Raw genomic sequence first — 17,599 nt, 5'->3', positions numbered from 1 at the left:
CCGAATGCCGGGCCGGCGCATAACGTCGCTCACGTGCCCAAGCTCTCCGTCATCGTGCCGTTCTACAACGTTCGGCAGTACGCACCAGACACCCTGAGGAGTCTGCGCGCAAACGCGCGGGACGACTTCGAATTCATTCTCGTCGACGACTGCTCGACCGACGGGACCGTGGACCTCCTCGCCCGTGCCGAGCGCGAGCTGCCGGGGGCGGTGCTGCTCATACACGAGAAGAACGGCGGCCTGGCGACCGCCCGCAACACCGGCATCGACCGGGCGCGCGGCGAGTACGTCGCCTTCCTGGACGGCGACGACTGGCTGGCGCCCGGCCACTGCGCCCGGCTGGTGGCCGCGATCGAGGAGCTGGACGTCGACTTCGTGCGCACCGATCACGTGCAGTGCACGGGGCGGGCCCGCACGCTGCACCGCGTCCCGCACGGCCGCCGCAACGTGGCGCTGCGTCCGCGCGACGCGATCCTGCCCGCGCACCGCTCGACCTCCGTGGACTACGCGTTCGCGTGGGCGGGGATCTACCACCGGCGGCTGGCCGAGCGCGGTCTGCTGCACTTCACCGACGGGCTGCGCACGGCCGAGGACCGGCCGTGGATCTGGAAGCTGCACCGGGAGGCGGAATCCTTCGCGGTGACCGGGCTGCTCGGTGCCTTCTACCGGCGCGGGGTGGCGTCCTCGCTCACCCAGATCGGGGACGTCCGCCAGCTCGACTTCATCCGCGCGTTCGACGAGGTCGTCGCGGGGGCGGCGGGTGACGCGGAGGCGGAGCTGCTGCTGCCCAAGGCCGTGCGGACGTACTGCGCGATCATTTCCCACCATCTCGGTTCCATCGAAAGGTTCGAGCCTGCCGTGGCGCGGAAACTCAAGGAGATGAGCGCGGCGGCGCTGCGGCGGATGCCGCAGGACGCGCTCGACGTCGCGCTCGGGTCGATGGACGCCGAGCGCGCCACGCGACTGCGCCGGCTGCGCCGGCGTGCGGGGACGGGGGCGGCGGCATGACCACGCAGATCTTCCTGGCGTCGACGCTGTACGGCACGGCGACGCTCGCGGCGGCCCTGGACACCGGCTGCTTCGCCCCGGCCGACCGGCGGATCCTGCTGGTCTCCAACAACGCGGCGACGCCCGAGACGGCCCCGTCCGTCGACCGGATGCCGGGATTCGAGCGGCTGCGCGACCGGTTCGACGACGTGGTGTCGTGGAACGAGGCGATCTTCCCCTTCCACCCCGGCGGCTGGTCGCCGCGGCTGGACGACGTACCGATGTGGGAGCGGCATCTGCGGCTGGCCTGGGGCATCGGCGACGACGACGTCGCGCTGGCCGTGGAGTCGATCCAGGTGCACCCCGCGCTCGGCGTGGCGCAGATCTTCACCGACGCGCCGCTGACCGTCTACGCGGACGGGCTGATGACCTACGGGCCCACCCGCACCAAGCTGGCCCCCCTGGTCGGCACGCGCGTCGAACGGCTGCTCCACCTGGACCTGGTGCCGGGGCTCGCGCCGCTGCTGCTGACGGAGTTCGGCGTCGAGCCCGAGATCGTGCCGACCCCGGCGTTCACGAAGGTGCTGGCCGAGCTGGCGGAGACCGGCGCGGGTCTGCCGGACGTGGAGCGGCCCGCGGTGCTGCTCGGCCAGTACCTCTCGGCGCTGGGGGTGCTCTCCGCCGAGGAGGAGGAAGACCTGCACGTACGGATGCTGACCGGCGCGGCGGCGCTCGGGCACACCCGCGTGGTGTTCAAGTCCCACCCGACCGCGCCGGCGCGGTTCACGAGGACGCTGGAGCGGGAGGCCGGGAAGCTCGGCGTCGAGCTGCACGTGGTGGAGACGCCGGTCCTCGCGGAGGTGCTGTTCCAGCGGACCCGCCCGGCGCTGGTCGTCGGCTGCTTCTCCACGGCGCTGCTCACCGCGTCGACGCTGTACGGGCTCCCGGTGGCACGGCTCGGCACCGAGGCGCTGCTGGACCGGCTGACGCCGTACGAGAACAGCAACCGCGTCCCCGCGACCCTCGTGGACGCGCTGCTGCCGGACCTGTCCGACGCCGCCGCGGTCGCCGAGGGCCGGCCCGCCACGGACGCCGTCGCCCTCACCGCGCTGCTGCGGACCGTCGGGTTCGCGATGCAGCCGAAGGTCCTCCCGGAACTCCGCCCCGCCGCCGAGGCCTACCTCCGCACCAGCCTGACCCCCCACACCCGGCGCTACTTCAAGAAGCGCCGCCTCACGTCCCTGGGCCTCCCCGGCGGCATCCCGTCCCGCCTGGGCTTCCTGCCACACAACTCGACGGCCCGGAGGGTCGTGCGCCGGGCACGGGCGATTCGGCGGACCTTGGGGCGTTGAGGCGGGCGGTGGGGGCCCCGGGCACCCCGCAGTGAGGGCGTGGCGGGTCTTCGCGGGAGGGCGAGTGTTCACGCGGTGTCCGTCCTCCGGACACCCGCGGAGCGTTGGGCTGCGGCACATTCGGGCTCCGGTCGGAGAACGGTGGAGCGCATGACGAAACCCCTGGCGGGATTGTTCAAGGCACGGCAGAAGGACGCCGCCAGGCCGGTGCTGTACGCGCGGAGCATGCGTCTGTGCGGTGAGCACCTCGCCGGGGAGGGCGACGGGGCGGGCGTCCCGCAGGTGCGGCTCAACCGGGCGATCGGCGTGTTCGCGGCCTCGCTGGACAGCCCGTCGGCCGACCCCTTCGACGCCCTGCTCCAGGTCGGCGAGCGCGCGCTGGAGGCGGGTGGGGAGCGCGGGCTGGGCCTGGCGCTCGGGCTCGCCGAGTCGTCGGCCGGGATCCGGCAGCGCTCCAAGGGCGCCTGGCGGCTGCGCGGCCTGGCGCTGGACGGGCTCGGCCGCGGGGACGAGGCGCTCCAGTGCTACGAGCGCTACGTCACGCTCCTCGGCGGCGGCGCCCCGGCGCCCGAGGTCGCCCGCAGGATGGACACCCTGCGCCGCCGCCGGGCCTGCGTCGAAGCGGCCGTGGCGCTCTTCCCCGAGGCGGGCGCCGGTCTCGCCGCCCTGCTCCGCGAGCCCACCACGACCACCGCGGTCGTCGAACCCCGGTTCGCCTCCTTCGTACGGGAGCGGCTGGCCGAGCACGGCCCGGGCGACCCGGCGGTGCGGCGCCTGCTGGAGCTGCACGGCCGTCACCGGCGCCTCGTCGAGCAGGGCGCCGTACCCGAACCGCTGCTCGGCGGCGCCACCCCGGTCGGCGTGGCCGGTCTGCGGGGCCTGATCGCGGGGCGGACGGTGTGCCTGGTCGCCAACGCCGGGGACGTCGCCGCGAGCACCCTGGGCGCGGAGATCGACCGCTACGACCTGGTGGTGCGCTGCGACGGCTACCGCGTCCGCGCCGAGGGCACCGGCGAGCGCACCGGCCTGCACGCCGTCACGCTGCGGGGCGGTGCCCCCTGGGAGGAGCCCGCCTGGACGCGGCCGGCCGGCATCCGGCTGGTGTTCGGCGATCCGGCCGCCGACTGGCGCCGCGCCGTACGGACCCGGCTGGCGCCCGGGGCGCAGGAGCACGTCGGCGACGCCTCCCTGCGCCGCCCGCTCGCCGACCCTGCCCTGCTGGGCGAGGGCGGCTGGGAGCCGGCGACGACCACCGCCTTCACCGTGCTCAGGCTCCTGGACTTCCTGGACGCGAGCCCCCGCCTCGACCTGATCGGCTTCACCCTGCCCGGGCGGCTGCGGCCGAGGGAGGCCGAGTGGGTCATGGACCGCGCGACGCACGTCGACGACAGCAAGATGAGGATCGCCCTGCGATGACCCACTCCCCCGCCTCCGCGGACGACCGGAGCACCGTCACCGGCAGACGCCGGATCGCCTTCGCCGTCCACACCGACCGGGACGGCCTGTCCCGCCTCCCCACCCTGATACGCAGCCTGGCGCTGACCAACCCGGGGGTGTGCGAGGACTTCGTGGTCCTCCACCCCGGTCTGCCCGACGACGCGTTCGACGCGCTGCGGCCGCTGCACCCGCGCCTCGTCACCCGCCGCGCGGAGGCCGGCCGCGGGGACGTCTTCCGGCTGGAGGGGTACGACACCGTCGTCGCCCTCGACCCCGGCATGGTCGTCCTGGGCGACCTCGGCGAGCTGCTGCGGATGCGCCACGGGGTGGCCGCCGTACCGCAGTCGCCGCCCACCGGACGGCACGCCGGACAGCAGGACGGGGAGCGGCCGGTGGTGCTGCCCGGCGGGCTGTTCGTCGTCCAGCGCGCGGACGTGGACGACGCCTTGGCGACCCGGCTCGCCGCCGCGTCCGGCTCCGGCGAGGGCGTGGCGCCCGACGGCATCCTCACCCCGCTCGACGCGCGGTACGACTTCCCCGCCCGCCGCCTGCACGACGACCTGCCGGTGCCCGAGGACGTCGTCGTCCTGCGCTTCACGGGACCGTCCGACACCCCCGGGCACGGCCCGGCGGCCGAGGCGAGGCGCCGTTTCGAGCTGGGCGACGAGGAGTTCCGGGCCGCCTTCCGCGCCCTGCGCGGCCGCAAGCACCCCGACCTGCTGGCGCACTACGCCCCGCCCCTGCTGAAGGCCCGCCCCTCGCTGGACCTGGCCCGCACGGTCGCCGACGTGTACCGCGGGCAGGGCCGGTACGACGAGGCGGTCGAGGTCCTGGCGCCCGTCGTGGCGGACCGGCTGGACGCGCCGCGCTGCCACGAGACCCTGGGCGTCTGCCTGATGGCACTGTCCCGCTACGACGAGGCCGAGGCCCATCTGCTGCTGGCGGCCGCCTCTCCCGACGTCGCCCCGCGCGCCTTCGCGCAGCTCGCCCGGCTGGCCTGGCTCCGCGGCCGGGAGGCGGACGCGCACGCCTACGCCCGCGAGGGCCTGGACGCCGACCCGACCGACGCGGGCTGCCACGCCTGGTACGTCCGCACCCGGGCGGACGGCCCGGACTCCGACGGCACGGCCGGCGATGCCCGCGGCCCGGAGCCGGACCCCTCCGAACAGCTCGCGCACGTGGCGCTGTTCGCCGAGGGCGACGAGAACGCCGGGGACAAGGTCCTGCCCGAGGCCGTACGCCTGTGCTTCGGCACCGACACGGGCCCCCGCCACTGGTACCCGCAGCCGGTGCACCGGCTGGTCGACGAGGCGGCCCTGGAGCGGCTGAACGCGCGCCGCGGGGTGGTCGTGGGCGGCGGCGGGCTCTTCCTCCCGGACACCTCCCCCAACGGCAACAGCCACTGGCAGTGGAACGTGCCGGACGACCTGCTGGCCCGCGTCACCGCGCCGCTCGCGGTGTTCGCGGTCGGCTACAACGTCTTCGACGGGCAGCTGTACCGGCGGCGCCGGTTCGCCGAGAGCCTGCGCGTCCTCGTGGAGCGGTCGGCGTTCTTCGGGCTGCGCAACCACGGCTCCATCGACCGGGTCCGCGAGCTGCTCCCCGCCCCGCTGCGCGACCGGGTGCGCTACCAGCCCTGCCCGACCACGGTGGCCCGGCAGCTGCTCCCGGGCCGCTTCGAGGCGGCCGAGCGCTCCGACACCGTCCTGGTCAACTGCGCCTACGACCGCGCGGGCCTGCGATTCGGCCACGACTACGGGCACTTCCTCGCCCAGACGGCCCACGCGCTCGGCGCGCTGCGGGAGCGGGCGGACGTCCGGTACGCGGCGCACATGCCGGCCGACGAGCGGTTCGTGCACGACCTGCGCCGGGAGCACGGCATCGCCCTGCCCGTCGAGCGGCTCTACGCCATGTCGAACGACACGATCCGCGACCTGTACGCCCGTGCGCGGCTGGTGATCGGGATGCGCGGGCACGCCGGGATGATCCCGTTCGGCTGCGGTACCCCGATCCTGAGCCTCGTCTCCCATCCGAAGCTGGCCTACTTCCTGTCGGACATCGGGCGCCCGGAGTGGGGGCTGTCGGTGCACGACCGGGAGCTGGGACCGCGCCTCGCGGAGCGGGCGTCCGCGGTGCTCGACGACCACGCGGCGGCGGTCGCCGACGTGTACGGCGCGCAGGAATTCCTGTGGAAGACCACGCAGGCGAACCTCCAGGAACTGCGGAGCGTCTTCGACCTGACGTGACCCCGGGCGCGAATCACCAAGAATTCACTTCCACCGCGAACGGAGTTCGCTTTTCCGCGCCCGATCGGACACCGGCGGATTCGGCGGCGTCGTTAGCCTGTTCCAATCCCCGACCTTCGAGCGTGAGAGGCCCGCGTGCCGAAACTGTCCGTCGTCGTCCCCATGCACAATGTGGAGACCTTCGCCGAGAGCACTCTGAGAAGTCTCGCCAACAACGCGGACCCGGACTTCGAGTTCCTGCTCGTCGACGACTGCTCCACGGATGCCACGTCATGGGTGATCGACCGCTGGGCGGAGCGACGCTCCGACACCCGGGTGATCCGGCACGAGACCAACCGGGGCATAGCGCAGGCCCGCAACAGCGGAATCGACGCGGCCCGGGGCGAGTACGTCACGTTCCTCGACGGCGACGACTGGTACGGGCCGGGCTACCTGCCCGAACTCGTGCGCAGCATGGATGAGTTGGGCTGCGACTTCGCCCGCACCGACCACGTGCAGGCCACCGGCAGGGAGCGGGTGATCAAGCGGCCGCCGGCGCCCGTGCGCAACACCGTGATGGACCCGCGCGACGGCATCGCGCCGCCGCACATGGAGACGATGGTGGACTACCCCTTCGTCTGGGCGGGGATCTACCGCCGGCACCTCTTCGCCGACGGCGGGATGCGCTTCGCGACCGAACTGCGCACCGCCGAGGACCGGTTGTGGATCTGGCGCCTGCACCTGAAGGCGCGCTCGTACGCGTCCGTCGGTCTGCACGGCGTGTTCTACCGGCGCGGCGTCGCCACCTCGCTGACCCAGATCAAGGACTCCCGGCAGCTGGACTTCATCCCGGCCTACGACATGCTCCTCGCGGACCTGCTGAAGGACCCGGAGGCCGAGCGCTTCCTGCCGAAGGCCGTGCGGACGTACTGCGCCATGATCGCTTTCCACCTCGGCAAGGTGGACGAGTACGAGTCGGCGGCGGCCCAGCGGCTGCGCCGGGAGGCGCGGGACGCGCTGCACCGCATGCCCCAGCACGTGCTGGAGGAGACCCTCCGGACCATCGACAGGACTCGCGGCAGGCTGCTCAACCGCCTGCGTGACGGGCGGAAGGCTGCCTGACCCATGTCCCACACCACCTCCACGCCCCACCGGACCCAGATCTTCCAGGTCTCCACCCTGTACGGAGCGGCCACCCTCGCCGCGGCGCTCGACGCGGGCCTGTTCGGGCCGCGCGACGGCGCCCGGCGGGTGCTGCTGGTCTCGAACAACGCCGCCATACCCGAGACCGCGCTGCGGCTGGACGAGATGCACGGGTACGGGCGAATAACCGCGCGGTTCGACTCCGTCGTCAGCTGGAACGAGGCGATCCGCCCGCACCACCCCAGCGCCTGGGGCCCGCGCGGAAACGACACGGCCCTGTGGCAGAAGGCCTTCCGGCTCGCCTGGGGCATCGACGAGCGGGACCTGGTCGAGCTGGCGGTCGAGTCGATCCAGGTCAACCCGGCCCGCGCGCTGGCGGCGATCTTCTCCGAGAGCGCCGTCCACGTGTACGCCGACGGCCTGATGAGCTACGGCCCGACCCGCGAGAAGCTCCCGCTGACCATCGCGAGCCGCGTCCGGCGCCTCCTCCACCTGGACCTGATCCCGGGGCTGCGGCCCCTGCTGCTGTCCGAGTACGGCGTCGAGCCCGAGATCGTCCCCGACGACGCCTTTCGTGCCGTGCTCGACGAGATCTCCCGGGAGGCGGCGGACGACTCCGAACTGGCTCCGGTGATCCGGGAGAAGCCGACGGCCGTGCTGCTCGGCCAGTACCTGGCGGCGATCAACGTCCTCACCGCGCAGGAGGAGGAGGACCTGCACGTCCGGATGCTCACCGGGGCCGCGCGGGCCGGGCACCGGTCCGTGGTCTTCAAGCCGCACCCGACGGCCCCCGCCGGTTACACGGCGGCCCTGAGCAAGGCGGCGGCGGACGCGGGCGTGCGGCTCACCGTGCTGGACGCGCCGCTGCTGGCCGAGACGCTGTACGACCGCTGCGCGCCCGAGCTGGTCGTCGGCTGCTTCTCGACGGCGATGGTGACCGCCTCGGCCTACTACGACGTGCCCGTCGCCCGGGTGGGGACGGCGCTGGTGATGGAGCGGCTCAAGCCGTACCCGAACAGCAACCGGGTGCCGTTGGCCGTGATCGATCACCTGGTGCCCGACCTGGAGCGCGGCGAGGAGCCGGCCCGCGTCGGCGCGGCCCCGGAGTCGCTGTCACCGCTGGTGCGGGCGATCGGCTTCTGCATGCAGCCCAAGACGTACGCGGACCTGCGGGAGCCGACCGAGGCGTGGCTGCGCGCCCAACTGGCCGTCACCCCCGCCCACTACTTCCCCGAGCTGCGGCTGACGGAGCTGGGACTGCCCGGCAGCCGCCCGCAGTTGCGCGCGAGGCTCCAGGTGCGGCGGGCCCGGCGGGTGGTGCGCAGGGCGGTGCGGCGCGGCGCCGGGAAGAAGTGACCCGGGCCGGGCCGCGGGCGGCATCCGCCCGCGGCCCGGCCGTCGTCGTGGGCCCCCGCCGCTCAGCCCAGCCAGCGGCCCAGCCGCAGCCCTGTCCACAGCAGGGCGGCGGCGAACGACAGCACGACCGTCGCGACCGTCAGCCCGGCGAGAGCGCCCACGGCGGCCGCCCAGCCCGCGTCCGCGGCGACCACGCGCGGCGCGAGCGCCTCCAGGAACATCAGGTGGATCAGGTAGGCCCCGAAGGAGGCCCCGGCGAGCCGGGCAAGGAGCGGGCGGAAGCGCTCCGGCACCCTGATCCGGTCGAGGGCCATCAGCAGGGTCCCCGCCAGCAGCGCCACCACGAGCGAGGCGTACGGGCCGGGGAAGTGCACCCGGTGCTCGTAGACGGCCACCGCGGCCCACGCGCACAGCCCGCCGGCCAGCCACAGCAGCCGTCGTCCCCGGCCGCCGACGGCGGAGCCCGGCAGCGAGAGCAGGACGGCCCCGGCGACGGCGTACACGATCTGGTAGACGCCGAACTGCCAGGCGAAGGGCGGGACCCGGACGTCGAGGAGGCGCCCGAGGTCGCCGAGCACGGTCGGCGCGAGGGCGATGCCGAGCAGCGCGGCACCCGCGCCCCAGGGCCGTTTGCCGGCCCGGACCAGGACGGCCACCGACAGCAGCAGGATGACGGGGACGTACGCGTACAGGTACCAGAGGTGGAAGGCGGGCCGCACGGAGCCGAACACCGCGTCCAGGGCGAGGTCGCGCACGGGGTCGGTGTGGGCGTCCCGCACCCAGTCCCAGAGGAGGTACGCGACGGTCCACACGGCCATCGGCACGACGATGCGGGTCAGCCGCTTGCGGACCTGCCCGTCGTCACGGGGCGGCGCACCGCTGAGCACGACCCACCCGGCGATGGCGAAGAACAGCGGCACGGCGCACCGGCTCAGCGCGTCCCCGGTGAGGGCGGTCCAGTAGACGGGCCCGCCGCCCGCGGGGCTGCGGTCCACGGCCTTCATGAGTTCGCCCGCGGCGTGGCAGACGATGACCCCGACCGAGGCCAGGACGCGGACGAGGTCGATGTCGTACCGGTGCTCACCCCGGACGCGCGGGGGCGAGGGCGCCGCGGCGGTGGCGGCGGGCCGTACGGAGTCGGCGGCGGTCAAGGGCTCGGCGGCGATGGGTGGTCACTCCCGGGTAGGACGCGCGGGGACATCGGTGCAGGCTATGAGGGCGCCGTGAGCGGCGGGAAGCCGTGCCGGATGAACATCGGCCACCTGTGCGTGACCTTCCGGTGAACGGCGGGAGACGTCATCCGACGGCCTCCCGGAGTTCCGCAGAAGTTCTCCCCGCGGCCCGTCCGGAGGCAGCGCGTCCGGCCGAGGACCTCCCTAGTCTGGCCGCACCCACCCCACTGGCGTTCCACGTACCCACCTGCACCTTCGTGACGGATTGAGGTCGTTCGCCCATGAACAGCCGTTCCCTGCTCCGCAGTCCGGTCTCCCGGCGTCTGCTGCGTCCCGTGGCGGATCTGATCGACCAGCGCATCGACAGTCGGGTGCGCTCGGCGGTCCGGGAGGCCACTCCACACCGGCTGACCTGCGACGTGCTGCTCGGCGCGGACGGCCGGGGCCTGTCCCGGGTGCTGGCCGAGGGCCCGCTGGAGCGGCTGCGCGCCGAGGTCGCGGCGCTGTCCGGCGACCGTGCCGCGGCCACCCGCAACGTCACGACGGCCTACCGTCTCCTGATCGCGCTGGAGTCGCTGGGCGTGGGCCGGATCGCGGGCGGCACCATGAACATCTGCGGCAAGCTCGCCACCGTCCCGCTGCTCGATCCGCCCAACGACGAGATCCTGGAGATAGGGACGCTGTACGGGATGTTCTCCACCGGGCTGGTCCGGATGCTGGAGCGCGACGGCCGCAGCCCGAACCTGACCATCGTGGACCCCTTCGCCGGTGTGCAGCTCCAGCCCGGCACCACCGTGCGTCCCGACCCGACGGGCACCCCGGTCGACGAGCACGCCGTGCGCACCAACCTCGCCCTCGCGGGCCGGGCGGGCGAGGAGGCCCGGATCCGGCGCGGCTACTCCGAGGACCCCGAGACCCGGGCGGCCGTCTCGGACCGTGCCTACGGCGTGATCGTCGTCGACGGCGACCACTCGGCGAAGGGGGTCCGCCAGGACCTCCAGTGGGCCGAGGAGATCGCCGCGCCCGGCGGGATCGTCGTCCTGGACGACTACGGCGACCCGAGCTGGCCGGGCATCAAGGAGGCCCTGGACGACCACCTGCGGGACGGCACGCGCTTCAGCTACCTGGGCAGGGCGGCCCACTCCGCCTTCCTGCGGGCGTCCTGAGCAGCGTTCGCGAGCACCCCGGACGGGTGAGGGCGGACGCGCTGAACCCGCGGGTCCGAGGGTGCCGTCAGCGGCCTCGCCGGCGCTCTCGGAGCGGCCGCCGACGCCCGGGTTGCGGACGGTGCCCGCCCGGACACATTGAGCAATTCGTGCGATTTTCCTTCCATCGGATCGCGCGCGCCGACCCCATTTCCGGCTCGGAGGAGGCATCCTCCCCTCATGGCCACTGCGCAAGAGACGCACAAGTACCCCGGTGAGCTGAACGACGTCCCCGGCTGGTTCTGGCCGCTCGACCAGGTGCTGTTCTCCTGGTTCCTGGAGCGACAGGAGACCATGGGCACCCGCGGCGACCTGCTGGAACTGGGGGCCTACCTGGGCAAGAGCGCGATCCTGCTCGGGCACCGGCTGCGGGACGGCGAGACGCTCACCGTCTGCGACCTGTTCGGGGCCGAGCCGCCGGACGCGGCCAACCGGGCGGAGGCGGCCAAGTCGTACTCCTCCCTCACCCGGCAAGCCTTCGAACGGAACTACCTCTCCTTCCACAAGACCCTGCCCACCATCGTCCAGGCGCCCAGCTCCGCGATCGTCGACGAGGTCGCGCCGGGCAGCTGCCGCTTCGTCCACATCGACGCCTCGCACCTGTACGAGCACGTCGAGGGCGACATCGGCGCGGCCCGCGATCTGCTGGGGCCCGACGGGATCGTCGTCCTCGACGACTTCCGCAGCGAGCACACCCCGGGCGTCGCCGTCGCCGCCTGGGAGGCGGTGCTCAACCGCGGGCTGCGCCCGGTCTGCCTGAGCAGCCAGAAGCTGTACGGCACCTGGGGCGACCCGGAACCGGTGCAGGAGGCCCTGCTGGCCGCGCTGCGCGGGCGCGACGACATCGCCGTGACGGTGGAGCGGGCCGCGGGACAGCGGCTGGTGCGCACCCGCGCCAAGAGCAAGCGGCTGAGCCCGCCCCCGCTGCCGGTCTCCCGGTACCCGGCGCCGAAGGAGCCGGCGGCAGCGCCGGCGGACACCGCGCCCGTGCCGGGCCAGACCACCCAGCCGCGCCCGGCGGCCGGCACGGCCCGGACCACCCGGCCGCCGAGCCCCCGCGCCCGGACCCGCCGGCTGGCCCTGGACCTGCTCCCGCCGATCGTCACCCGAGCGGTGCGCCGGTATCTGGCCGCGCGGCGGGCCAGGGCCCGTCGTTCGGATCAGTCCAGGCCGTAGGCCGTGCCGATGCCCGTGATCACCAGGGCGAGCGCTTCCTCGAAGTGCCGCTCGTAGTCCGTGAAGATCTCCGCGCCCGCCGCGGCCATCAGTGGGTAGGCGGCCAGCAGGCGGGCGCGTTCGTCCACGTCGAAGCCCTCCCGGCGCTCGTCGGGCAGCGGCTGGACGCCCTGTTCCTCGGTGACGAAACCGAGCGTGAACAGGTACGCCGTCGTACTGGCCCGCACCGCCTGGGCGAGGGTGAGCCCGGCGGCGGTGAACAGACGCAGGCTGTCCTCCATCTGCTCGGCGTGCTCCGCGCCGGTGAAGCGTGAGCCGGTCAACTACCCGGCGCTATGGCGCCGGGTTTGCACAACGGGCATCGCTGGCGGTGATGCTGCGTTTGCGTCCAGTCCCACTCCGAGGGGTTCGGGATGGGGCAGGGGCCGTTGACGGGGCCCCGCGTCGCCACAACTCCCACGCTCTGGCGCGGATGTTGCGGGAGCCGTTCTGGTCCGCGTAATCAACGAATCCGCAGGACCGGCACGCGAACCAGGCCTGCGAGACCCGGTTCGCCTTGTCGATGTACCCGCATTCGGCGCAGGTGCGGGAGGTGTACGCCGGATCGACATGCACCACCGGCACCCCCGCCTTGCGGGCCTTGTACGCGATGAACTGCCCCAGCTGGGCGAAGGCCCAGCTGGAGTGGGTGGCCCGTTGGGGCTTGCGAAGCCGTACCCGCTCGCGGATGCCCGTCAGGTCCTCCAGGGCGATCCCGCGACCGGTGCGTTCTGCCTCGGCCACCACATGCTTCGCGGTCTTGTGGTTGACGTCCCTGGCCCGACGGGCCTCCTTGCGACGCCGCTTCTTCAGACGGCGCTTGGCGGACGGAGTGTTCTTGCGCTGCAGCCTGGCGCGCAGGCCGCGTTCTCGGACGCGCGCACGATTGAGTTCGCGTCCGGCCATGATCTCGCCGTCCGATGTGGTGGCTATGTTGACGATGACTCGCCTCTGCGGTGCAGGGCCAAGGTGGCCAGCTGCTCCGGCGAGGCGGTGAACGCCACGTCCTTGATGCGCCCTGCCACCGTCCAGACCGAGACCCGTCTCTCGACCGTCTGCCAGGACAGCATCCGGTCGTCATAGGGCTGCGCACCCTGGGGCCGGAAGCAGACCGGTTTCCCGGCCGCCCGGCGGTAACGCTTCGAACCGGGCTTCCCCAGATTGCCTGCCTTCAGGTTCGCCCGCAGCGTTGCATACGCATCACACGTCTTCTTGACCACATGCTGGGCAGCCTGCGCACCCAGCCCCCACCGGGCCCTGACCTCGTCGTAGACAAGCCTGCGCAGCGCGAAATTCCGCCTCACGTCCTTCTCGAACGCCACGCCACTGACCCAGGTGGCCGCCTCATTGCAGGCACGCAGGGTCGCCTCAAGCGCCGCCGCCTGCACCGGCGTCGGCAGCAGTCTCACCTGCACCGTCAGCTTCACGATCACCCAACGTACATACGTGTACGACCATCCACCGCACGTTCCCTCCTGATCACCCGACCGGGTGAACCTGCTCTGTGCGCACCATCTCCGGCCCCCGCCGGAGACGACACCCGGCCGCTCCGCGCCGCGACCGCAAGGATGCGATTCCTCCCAGAGGTGAAGCCCTGGGGTTCCTCGCAAGACCAGGTTGAACACCCTGGCGCCGTGCCGGTAGCCGAGCAGGCTCGCGCGCAGGCCGCGGTTGGTCTTGAGCAGCCGCTCCCGCCAGGTGTCGGCCGGATCGAGCGGGGTCCCCGCCTCCACCCGCCGGTACATCTCGGTCGACCACCGCGGCGAAGTGCGGCGCGGGCCGACGGCCGCGCTCCCGACGCGGCACGGGCCTCTTCCTCGTACGCCCGGACGGGTACGTCGGCTGGGCGGGCGACTCCCCCGCCGGCCTCGACGCCCATCTCGCGCGCTTCGGCCGGCCCTGACGGAGCCCGGCGGCTACGCGCTCGCGACCGAGAGCTTCACGGCGAAGCCCAGGAACAGCGCGCCCGCCGCCGAGGTCGCCCCCGCCGAGAGCCGCCTGCGGCGCCGGAAGGCGGCGGCCAGCCGGGTGCCGCTGAAGATCAGCGCGCTGAGGTACAGGAAGCTGGCCACCTGCGCGAAGACGCCCAGGACGACGAAGGACAGAGCGGGATAGGCGTAGCCCGGGTCGACGAACTGCACGAAGAAGGCGACGAAGAACAGGATCGCCTTGGGGTTGACCAGGCTGACCACCAGGGCCCGGCGGAAGGGCCGCTCGTCGCCGCCGGCGGCGGGGACGTCGGTGTCCCGCGCGGCCTGTTCCCGGCGCGTACGCCACATCACCCACGCGGCTCGCAGCATGCCGAACGCCATCCAGGTGAGGTATCCGGCACCGGCGTACTTCACGATCCCGAACAGCACCGCGTTGGCCTGGAGCAGCGAGGCGACCCCGGCGGCCGACAGCGTCATCAGCACCGTGTCCCCGCACCACACACCGGCGGCGGCCGTGTACCCGGCGCGCACGCCGCGACGGGCTGCGACGGAGAGGACGTAGAGCGAGTTGGGACCGGGGAGCAGGACGATCAGAGCGAGACCTGCGAGGTAGGTGGGGAGATCGATGACGCCGAACATGGGCGGAGTGTCGCACGAAGTCACGAAACTCCGCCCAGGTGTTCCACTGTTCGGGAACGGCCCCTACGGCGTCAGAAGACGCCCGAGGGCTCGTACGTCCCCCAGATCTCGCGGAGCGCGTTGCAGACCTCGCCGACCGTCGCCCGCGCGCGCAGCGCGTCCTTCATCGGGTAGAGGACGTTGTCGGTGCCTTCCGCGGCCTTCCTCAGCGCGGCCAGCGCCGTATCGACCGCTTCCTGGTCGCGTTCGGCGCGGAGCTTGGCGAGGCGTTCGGCCTGCTGCGCCTCGATGGCCGGGTCGACGCGGAGCGGCTCGTACGGCTCCTCCTCGTCGAGCTGGAAGCGGTTGACGCCGACGACGACGCGCTCGCCGGAGTCGGTCTCCTGGGCGACCCGGTACGCGGAGCGCTCGATCTCGCCCTTCTGGAAGCCGTGCTCGATGGCGTTGACCGCGCCGCCAAGCTCCTCCACCTTGGCCATCAGCTCCAGGACGGCGTCCTCGACGTCGTCGGTCATCTTCTCCACGACGTAGGAGCCGGCGAAGGGGTCCACGGTGGCGGTCACGTCGGTCTCGTAGGCGAGGACCTGCTGGGTGCGCAGGGCCAGGCGCGCCGACTTGTCGGTGGGCAGCGCGATGGCCTCGTCGAAGGAGTTGGTGTGCAGCGACTGCGTACCGCCCAGAACCGCGGCGAGTCCCTGCACGGCGACGCGGACCAGATTGACCTCGGGCTGCTGGGCGGTCAGCTGCACACCCGCCGTCTGCGTGTGGAAACGCAGCATCAGCGACTTCGGATCACGCGCGCCGAACTCCTCGCGCATCACCCGCGCCCAGATCCGGCGGGCCGCGCGGAACTTGGCGACCTCCTCCAGGATCGTCGTACGCGCCACGAAGAAGAACGACAGACGGGGCGCGAAGTCGTCCACGTCCATCCCGGCCGCGACCGCCGTGCGCACGTACTCGATACCGTCCGCCAGCGTGAACGCGATCTCCTGCGCGGGCGAGGCACCCGCCTCCGCCATGTGGTAGCCGGAGATCGAGATCGTGTTCCACTTCGGGATCTCGGCCCGGCAGTACTTGAAGATGTCCGCGATCAGCCGCAGCGACGGCTTCGGCGGGAAGATGTACGTGCCCCGCGCGATGTACTCCTTCAGCACGTCGTTCTGGATCGTGCCGGTCAGCCGGTCCGCACTCACCCCCTGCTCCTCGGCCACCAGTTGGTACAGCAGGAGCAGCAGCGCGGCCGGGGCGTTGATCGTCATCGACGTCGACACCCGGTCCAGCGGGATGCCGCCGAACAGCACCCGCATGTCGTCCACCGAGTCGACCGCCACACCGACCTTGCCGACCTCACCGTGCGCGATCGGCGCGTCGGAGTCGTGACCCATCTGGGTGGGCAGATCGAAGGCCACCGACAGACCCATGGTGCCGTTGGCGATCAACTGCTGGTAACGGGCGTTCGACTCCGTCGCCGTACCGAAACCCGCGTACTGACGCATCGTCCACGGCCGGCCCGTGTACATCGACGGGTACACACCCCGGGTGAAGGGGTACCTCCCCGGCTCGCCCAGCCGCTCGGCCGGGTCCCAGCCCTCCTGGGCGTCGGGCCCGTAGACCGGTTCGATGGGCAGTCCGCTCTCGGTGGACCGAGCACTGCCCGACTCGCGTGCCATGGTGTGTCGCCTCCCGCTGAGCACCTGTTCGAACCGACCGGACCACCGACTCCTACTCGCCAGTACGGCCGATCCTCCGACGGACTGTATCCGCGCGCCCGCAACCGGTGGAGCGGCGCACGCTGGGACCTTGCTCACAGCCTCCAAGCGGTCCCGGTCACAACAATGCCGCTCCGTTCAGGCGGCGTCATCCGCGGGGAACATCTCAGGGGACATCCGTGCGGAGCCGTGGGACGACGGGGGGCCGTGATGCGTGAGGCGAGCATGGGGAACGCGGGGAGGGCGGCCGCCCTCGCCCTGGGGGCCGCGCTGGTGGCGGCCGGTTGCACCGTGCAGGGCACGGGTGCGGACGGCAAGGGGCACTCGCCGGTGCGCATAGACGTCACCGGCGCCCCGCCGAAGCACACGCCGGCCGAGGACCGGCCGTCGGGCGGGCCGCCGTCGGGTGAACCACGTACGGACGGGCCACGTTCACCCGAGCCGCGTACGGACGAGCCGCGTGCGGACGAACCTCGTTCCGACCCCGACCCGCTCCCGGCCCGGGTGCTGTGGACGCGCGGCGACTCCGGCCGGGACGTGCGCGAACTCCAGGCCCGGCTGCGTCAGGTCGAGTGGCTGGTCGACGGGCCCACCGGGACGTACGACGACCTGACCGAGCGCGCGGTGAGCGGCTTCCAGGGCAAGCGCGGGCTGTCGAGGACGGGCAGGACGGACACCGTGACCTGGCAGCGGCTGCTGGGCATGACGCGCGAGCCCGGCAAGTGGGACCTGTACCTGATGGGCGGGCAGCCGGCCGCCGCGCCCGACCCTCGCTGCACGACCGGCCGGGTGCTGTGCGTCAGCAAGTCGAGCCGGACGCTGCGCTGGATGGTCGACGGCCGGACCGTCTCGACGATGGCGGTGCGCTTCGGCTCGCAGCGCACACCGACCCGCGAGGGCGTCTTCGAGGTGTACTGGAAGTCCCGCGAGCACTGGTCGACGCTCTACGACACGGCCATGCCCTACGCGCTGTTCTTCAGCGGGGGCCAGGCCGTGCACTACTCGTACGACTTCGCGGCCCGCGGCTACGCGGGAGCTTCGCACGGCTGCGTCAACGTACGGGACGAAGCGGCGGTCAAGGATCTGTTCGCGCAGGTGAGGAACGGCGACAAGGTCGTCGTGTACCGGTGAGGCGCGGGGCGGGGTGAATGGGGCGCGGGCGGGACCGGGGGAACGTGTCCCGCCCGCGCCAGGTGCACGAGCCGCAGGTACGGGGGGAACCCCGGCT

At 72.9% G+C, this 17,599-nt stretch carries 12 protein-coding genes and 4 pseudogenes; 10 read left to right on the top strand and 6 right to left on the bottom strand.

Features of this window, described 5'->3' with window-relative positions:
* Positions 1 to 33 precede the first annotated feature (33 nt).
* The 6 genes from OIE75_RS23530 to OIE75_RS23505 all read left to right on the top strand — a co-directional run bounded on the left by OIE75_RS23530 (position 34) and on the right by OIE75_RS23505 (position 8,500).
* On the top strand, positions 34 to 1,008 hold the full coding sequence (locus OIE75_RS23530) for a glycosyltransferase family 2 protein (RefSeq protein WP_329472054.1): 975 nt from the start codon (positions 34 to 36) through the stop codon (positions 1,006 to 1,008).
* Complete coding sequence (locus OIE75_RS23525; RefSeq protein WP_329472053.1) at positions 1,005 to 2,339, top strand: polysialyltransferase family glycosyltransferase; 1,335 nt, start codon at positions 1,005 to 1,007, stop codon at positions 2,337 to 2,339. Before OIE75_RS23530 ends, OIE75_RS23525 begins: the two co-directional genes overlap by 4 nt.
* Before the next feature lie 150 nt (positions 2,340 to 2,489).
* Entirely contained in the window at positions 2,490 to 3,755 is a 1,266-nt protein-coding gene (locus tag OIE75_RS23520; protein ID WP_307014757.1) for a hypothetical protein, read from the top strand.
* On the top strand, positions 3,752 to 6,022 hold the full coding sequence (locus OIE75_RS23515) for a polysaccharide pyruvyl transferase family protein (RefSeq protein WP_329472052.1): 2,271 nt from the start codon (positions 3,752 to 3,754) through the stop codon (positions 6,020 to 6,022). The genes OIE75_RS23520 and OIE75_RS23515 overlap by 4 nt, the downstream gene beginning before the upstream one ends.
* Positions 6,023 to 6,157: 135 nt before the next feature.
* Entirely contained in the window at positions 6,158 to 7,123 is a 966-nt protein-coding gene (locus tag OIE75_RS23510; protein ID WP_329472050.1) for a glycosyltransferase family 2 protein, read from the top strand.
* 3 nt (positions 7,124 to 7,126) lie between these two features.
* Entirely contained in the window at positions 7,127 to 8,500 is a 1,374-nt protein-coding gene (locus OIE75_RS23505; RefSeq protein ID WP_329472049.1) for a polysialyltransferase family glycosyltransferase, read from the top strand.
* 62 nt (positions 8,501 to 8,562) lie between these two features.
* On the opposite strand, the gene OIE75_RS23500 is transcribed toward OIE75_RS23505, so the two are convergent.
* On the bottom strand, positions 8,563 to 9,651 hold the full coding sequence (locus OIE75_RS23500) for an acyltransferase (protein WP_329472048.1): 1,089 nt from the start codon (positions 9,649 to 9,651) through the stop codon (positions 8,563 to 8,565).
* 302 nt (positions 9,652 to 9,953) lie between these two features.
* Between OIE75_RS23500 and OIE75_RS23495 the strand changes: the two genes are divergently transcribed.
* Complete coding sequence (locus OIE75_RS23495; RefSeq protein WP_329472047.1) at positions 9,954 to 10,838, top strand: class I SAM-dependent methyltransferase; 885 nt, start codon at positions 9,954 to 9,956, stop codon at positions 10,836 to 10,838.
* A 219-nt stretch (positions 10,839 to 11,057) separates the two neighbouring features.
* Entirely contained in the window at positions 11,058 to 12,053 is a 996-nt protein-coding gene (locus tag OIE75_RS23490; RefSeq protein WP_329472045.1) for a class I SAM-dependent methyltransferase, read from the top strand.
* Here OIE75_RS23490 and OIE75_RS23485 read toward each other — a convergent pair.
* The 3 pseudogenes from OIE75_RS23485 to OIE75_RS23475 all read right to left on the bottom strand — a co-directional run.
* Positions 12,038 to 12,373, bottom strand: a pseudogene (locus OIE75_RS23485) (TetR/AcrR family transcriptional regulator C-terminal domain-containing protein); the annotation flags it as partial. The gene OIE75_RS23490 and the pseudogene OIE75_RS23485 overlap by 16 nt on opposite strands.
* Positions 12,374 to 12,386: 13 nt before the next feature.
* A pseudogene (locus OIE75_RS23480) lies at positions 12,387 to 13,519 on the bottom strand (RNA-guided endonuclease InsQ/TnpB family protein).
* Between the two features lie 189 nt (positions 13,520 to 13,708).
* Positions 13,709 to 13,846, bottom strand: a pseudogene (locus OIE75_RS23475) (TetR/AcrR family transcriptional regulator C-terminal domain-containing protein); the annotation flags it as partial.
* On the opposite strand from OIE75_RS23475, the pseudogene OIE75_RS23470 reads away from it, so the two are divergent.
* Positions 13,813 to 13,995 (top strand): annotated as a pseudogene (locus OIE75_RS23470) (aromatic-ring hydroxylase C-terminal domain-containing protein); the annotation flags it as partial. The pseudogenes OIE75_RS23475 and OIE75_RS23470 overlap by 34 nt on opposite strands.
* A gap of 13 nt (positions 13,996 to 14,008) precedes the next feature.
* Here OIE75_RS23470 and leuE read toward each other — a convergent pair.
* Together leuE and OIE75_RS23460 are read right to left on the bottom strand one after the other, a co-directional pair.
* Positions 14,009 to 14,662 carry a leucine efflux protein LeuE gene (gene leuE, locus OIE75_RS23465; RefSeq protein ID WP_307014744.1) on the bottom strand — a complete coding sequence of 218 codons (654 nt, stop codon included), beginning with the start codon at positions 14,660 to 14,662 and terminating at the stop codon, positions 14,009 to 14,011.
* A gap of 71 nt (positions 14,663 to 14,733) precedes the next feature.
* Positions 14,734 to 16,332 carry an acyl-CoA mutase large subunit family protein gene (locus OIE75_RS23460; protein ID WP_329472044.1) on the bottom strand — a complete coding sequence of 533 codons (1,599 nt, stop codon included), beginning with the start codon at positions 16,330 to 16,332 and terminating at the stop codon, positions 14,734 to 14,736.
* A gap of 249 nt (positions 16,333 to 16,581) precedes the next feature.
* Between OIE75_RS23460 and OIE75_RS23455 the strand changes: the two genes are divergently transcribed.
* Entirely contained in the window at positions 16,582 to 17,502 is a 921-nt protein-coding gene (locus OIE75_RS23455; RefSeq protein WP_329472043.1) for a L,D-transpeptidase family protein, read from the top strand.
* Positions 17,503 to 17,599 lie beyond the last annotated feature (97 nt).

The organism is Streptomyces sp. NBC_01723 (assembly GCF_036246005.1).
GTDB lineage: Bacteria > Actinomycetota > Actinomycetes > Streptomycetales > Streptomycetaceae > Streptomyces.
The sequence above is the reverse complement of the archived record's forward strand: the minus strand, read 5'-3'. Positions and strand labels throughout refer to the sequence as shown.

What these genes read in the sequence shown, in the direction of transcription:
- OIE75_RS23525 (WP_329472053.1), top strand. Translation starts at nt 1,005, where the DNA reads ATGACCACGCAGATCTTCCTGGCGTCGACGCTGTACGGCACGGCGACG.
- OIE75_RS23520 (WP_307014757.1), top strand. Translation starts at nt 2,490, where the DNA reads ATGACGAAACCCCTGGCGGGATTGTTCAAGGCACGGCAGAAGGACGCC.
- OIE75_RS23515 (WP_329472052.1), top strand. Translation starts at nt 3,752, where the DNA reads ATGACCCACTCCCCCGCCTCCGCGGACGACCGGAGCACCGTCACCGGC.
- OIE75_RS23505 (WP_329472049.1), top strand. Translation starts at nt 7,127, where the DNA reads ATGTCCCACACCACCTCCACGCCCCACCGGACCCAGATCTTCCAGGTC.
- OIE75_RS23495 (WP_329472047.1), top strand. Translation starts at nt 9,954, where the DNA reads ATGAACAGCCGTTCCCTGCTCCGCAGTCCGGTCTCCCGGCGTCTGCTG.
- OIE75_RS23490 (WP_329472045.1), top strand. Translation starts at nt 11,058, where the DNA reads ATGGCCACTGCGCAAGAGACGCACAAGTACCCCGGTGAGCTGAACGAC.
- leuE (WP_307014744.1), bottom strand. Translation starts at nt 14,662, where the DNA reads ATGTTCGGCGTCATCGATCTCCCCACCTACCTCGCAGGTCTCGCTCTG.
- OIE75_RS23460 (WP_329472044.1), bottom strand. Translation starts at nt 16,332, where the DNA reads ATGGCACGCGAGTCGGGCAGTGCTCGGTCCACCGAGAGCGGACTGCCC.
- OIE75_RS23455 (WP_329472043.1), top strand. Translation starts at nt 16,582, where the DNA reads ATGCGTGAGGCGAGCATGGGGAACGCGGGGAGGGCGGCCGCCCTCGCC.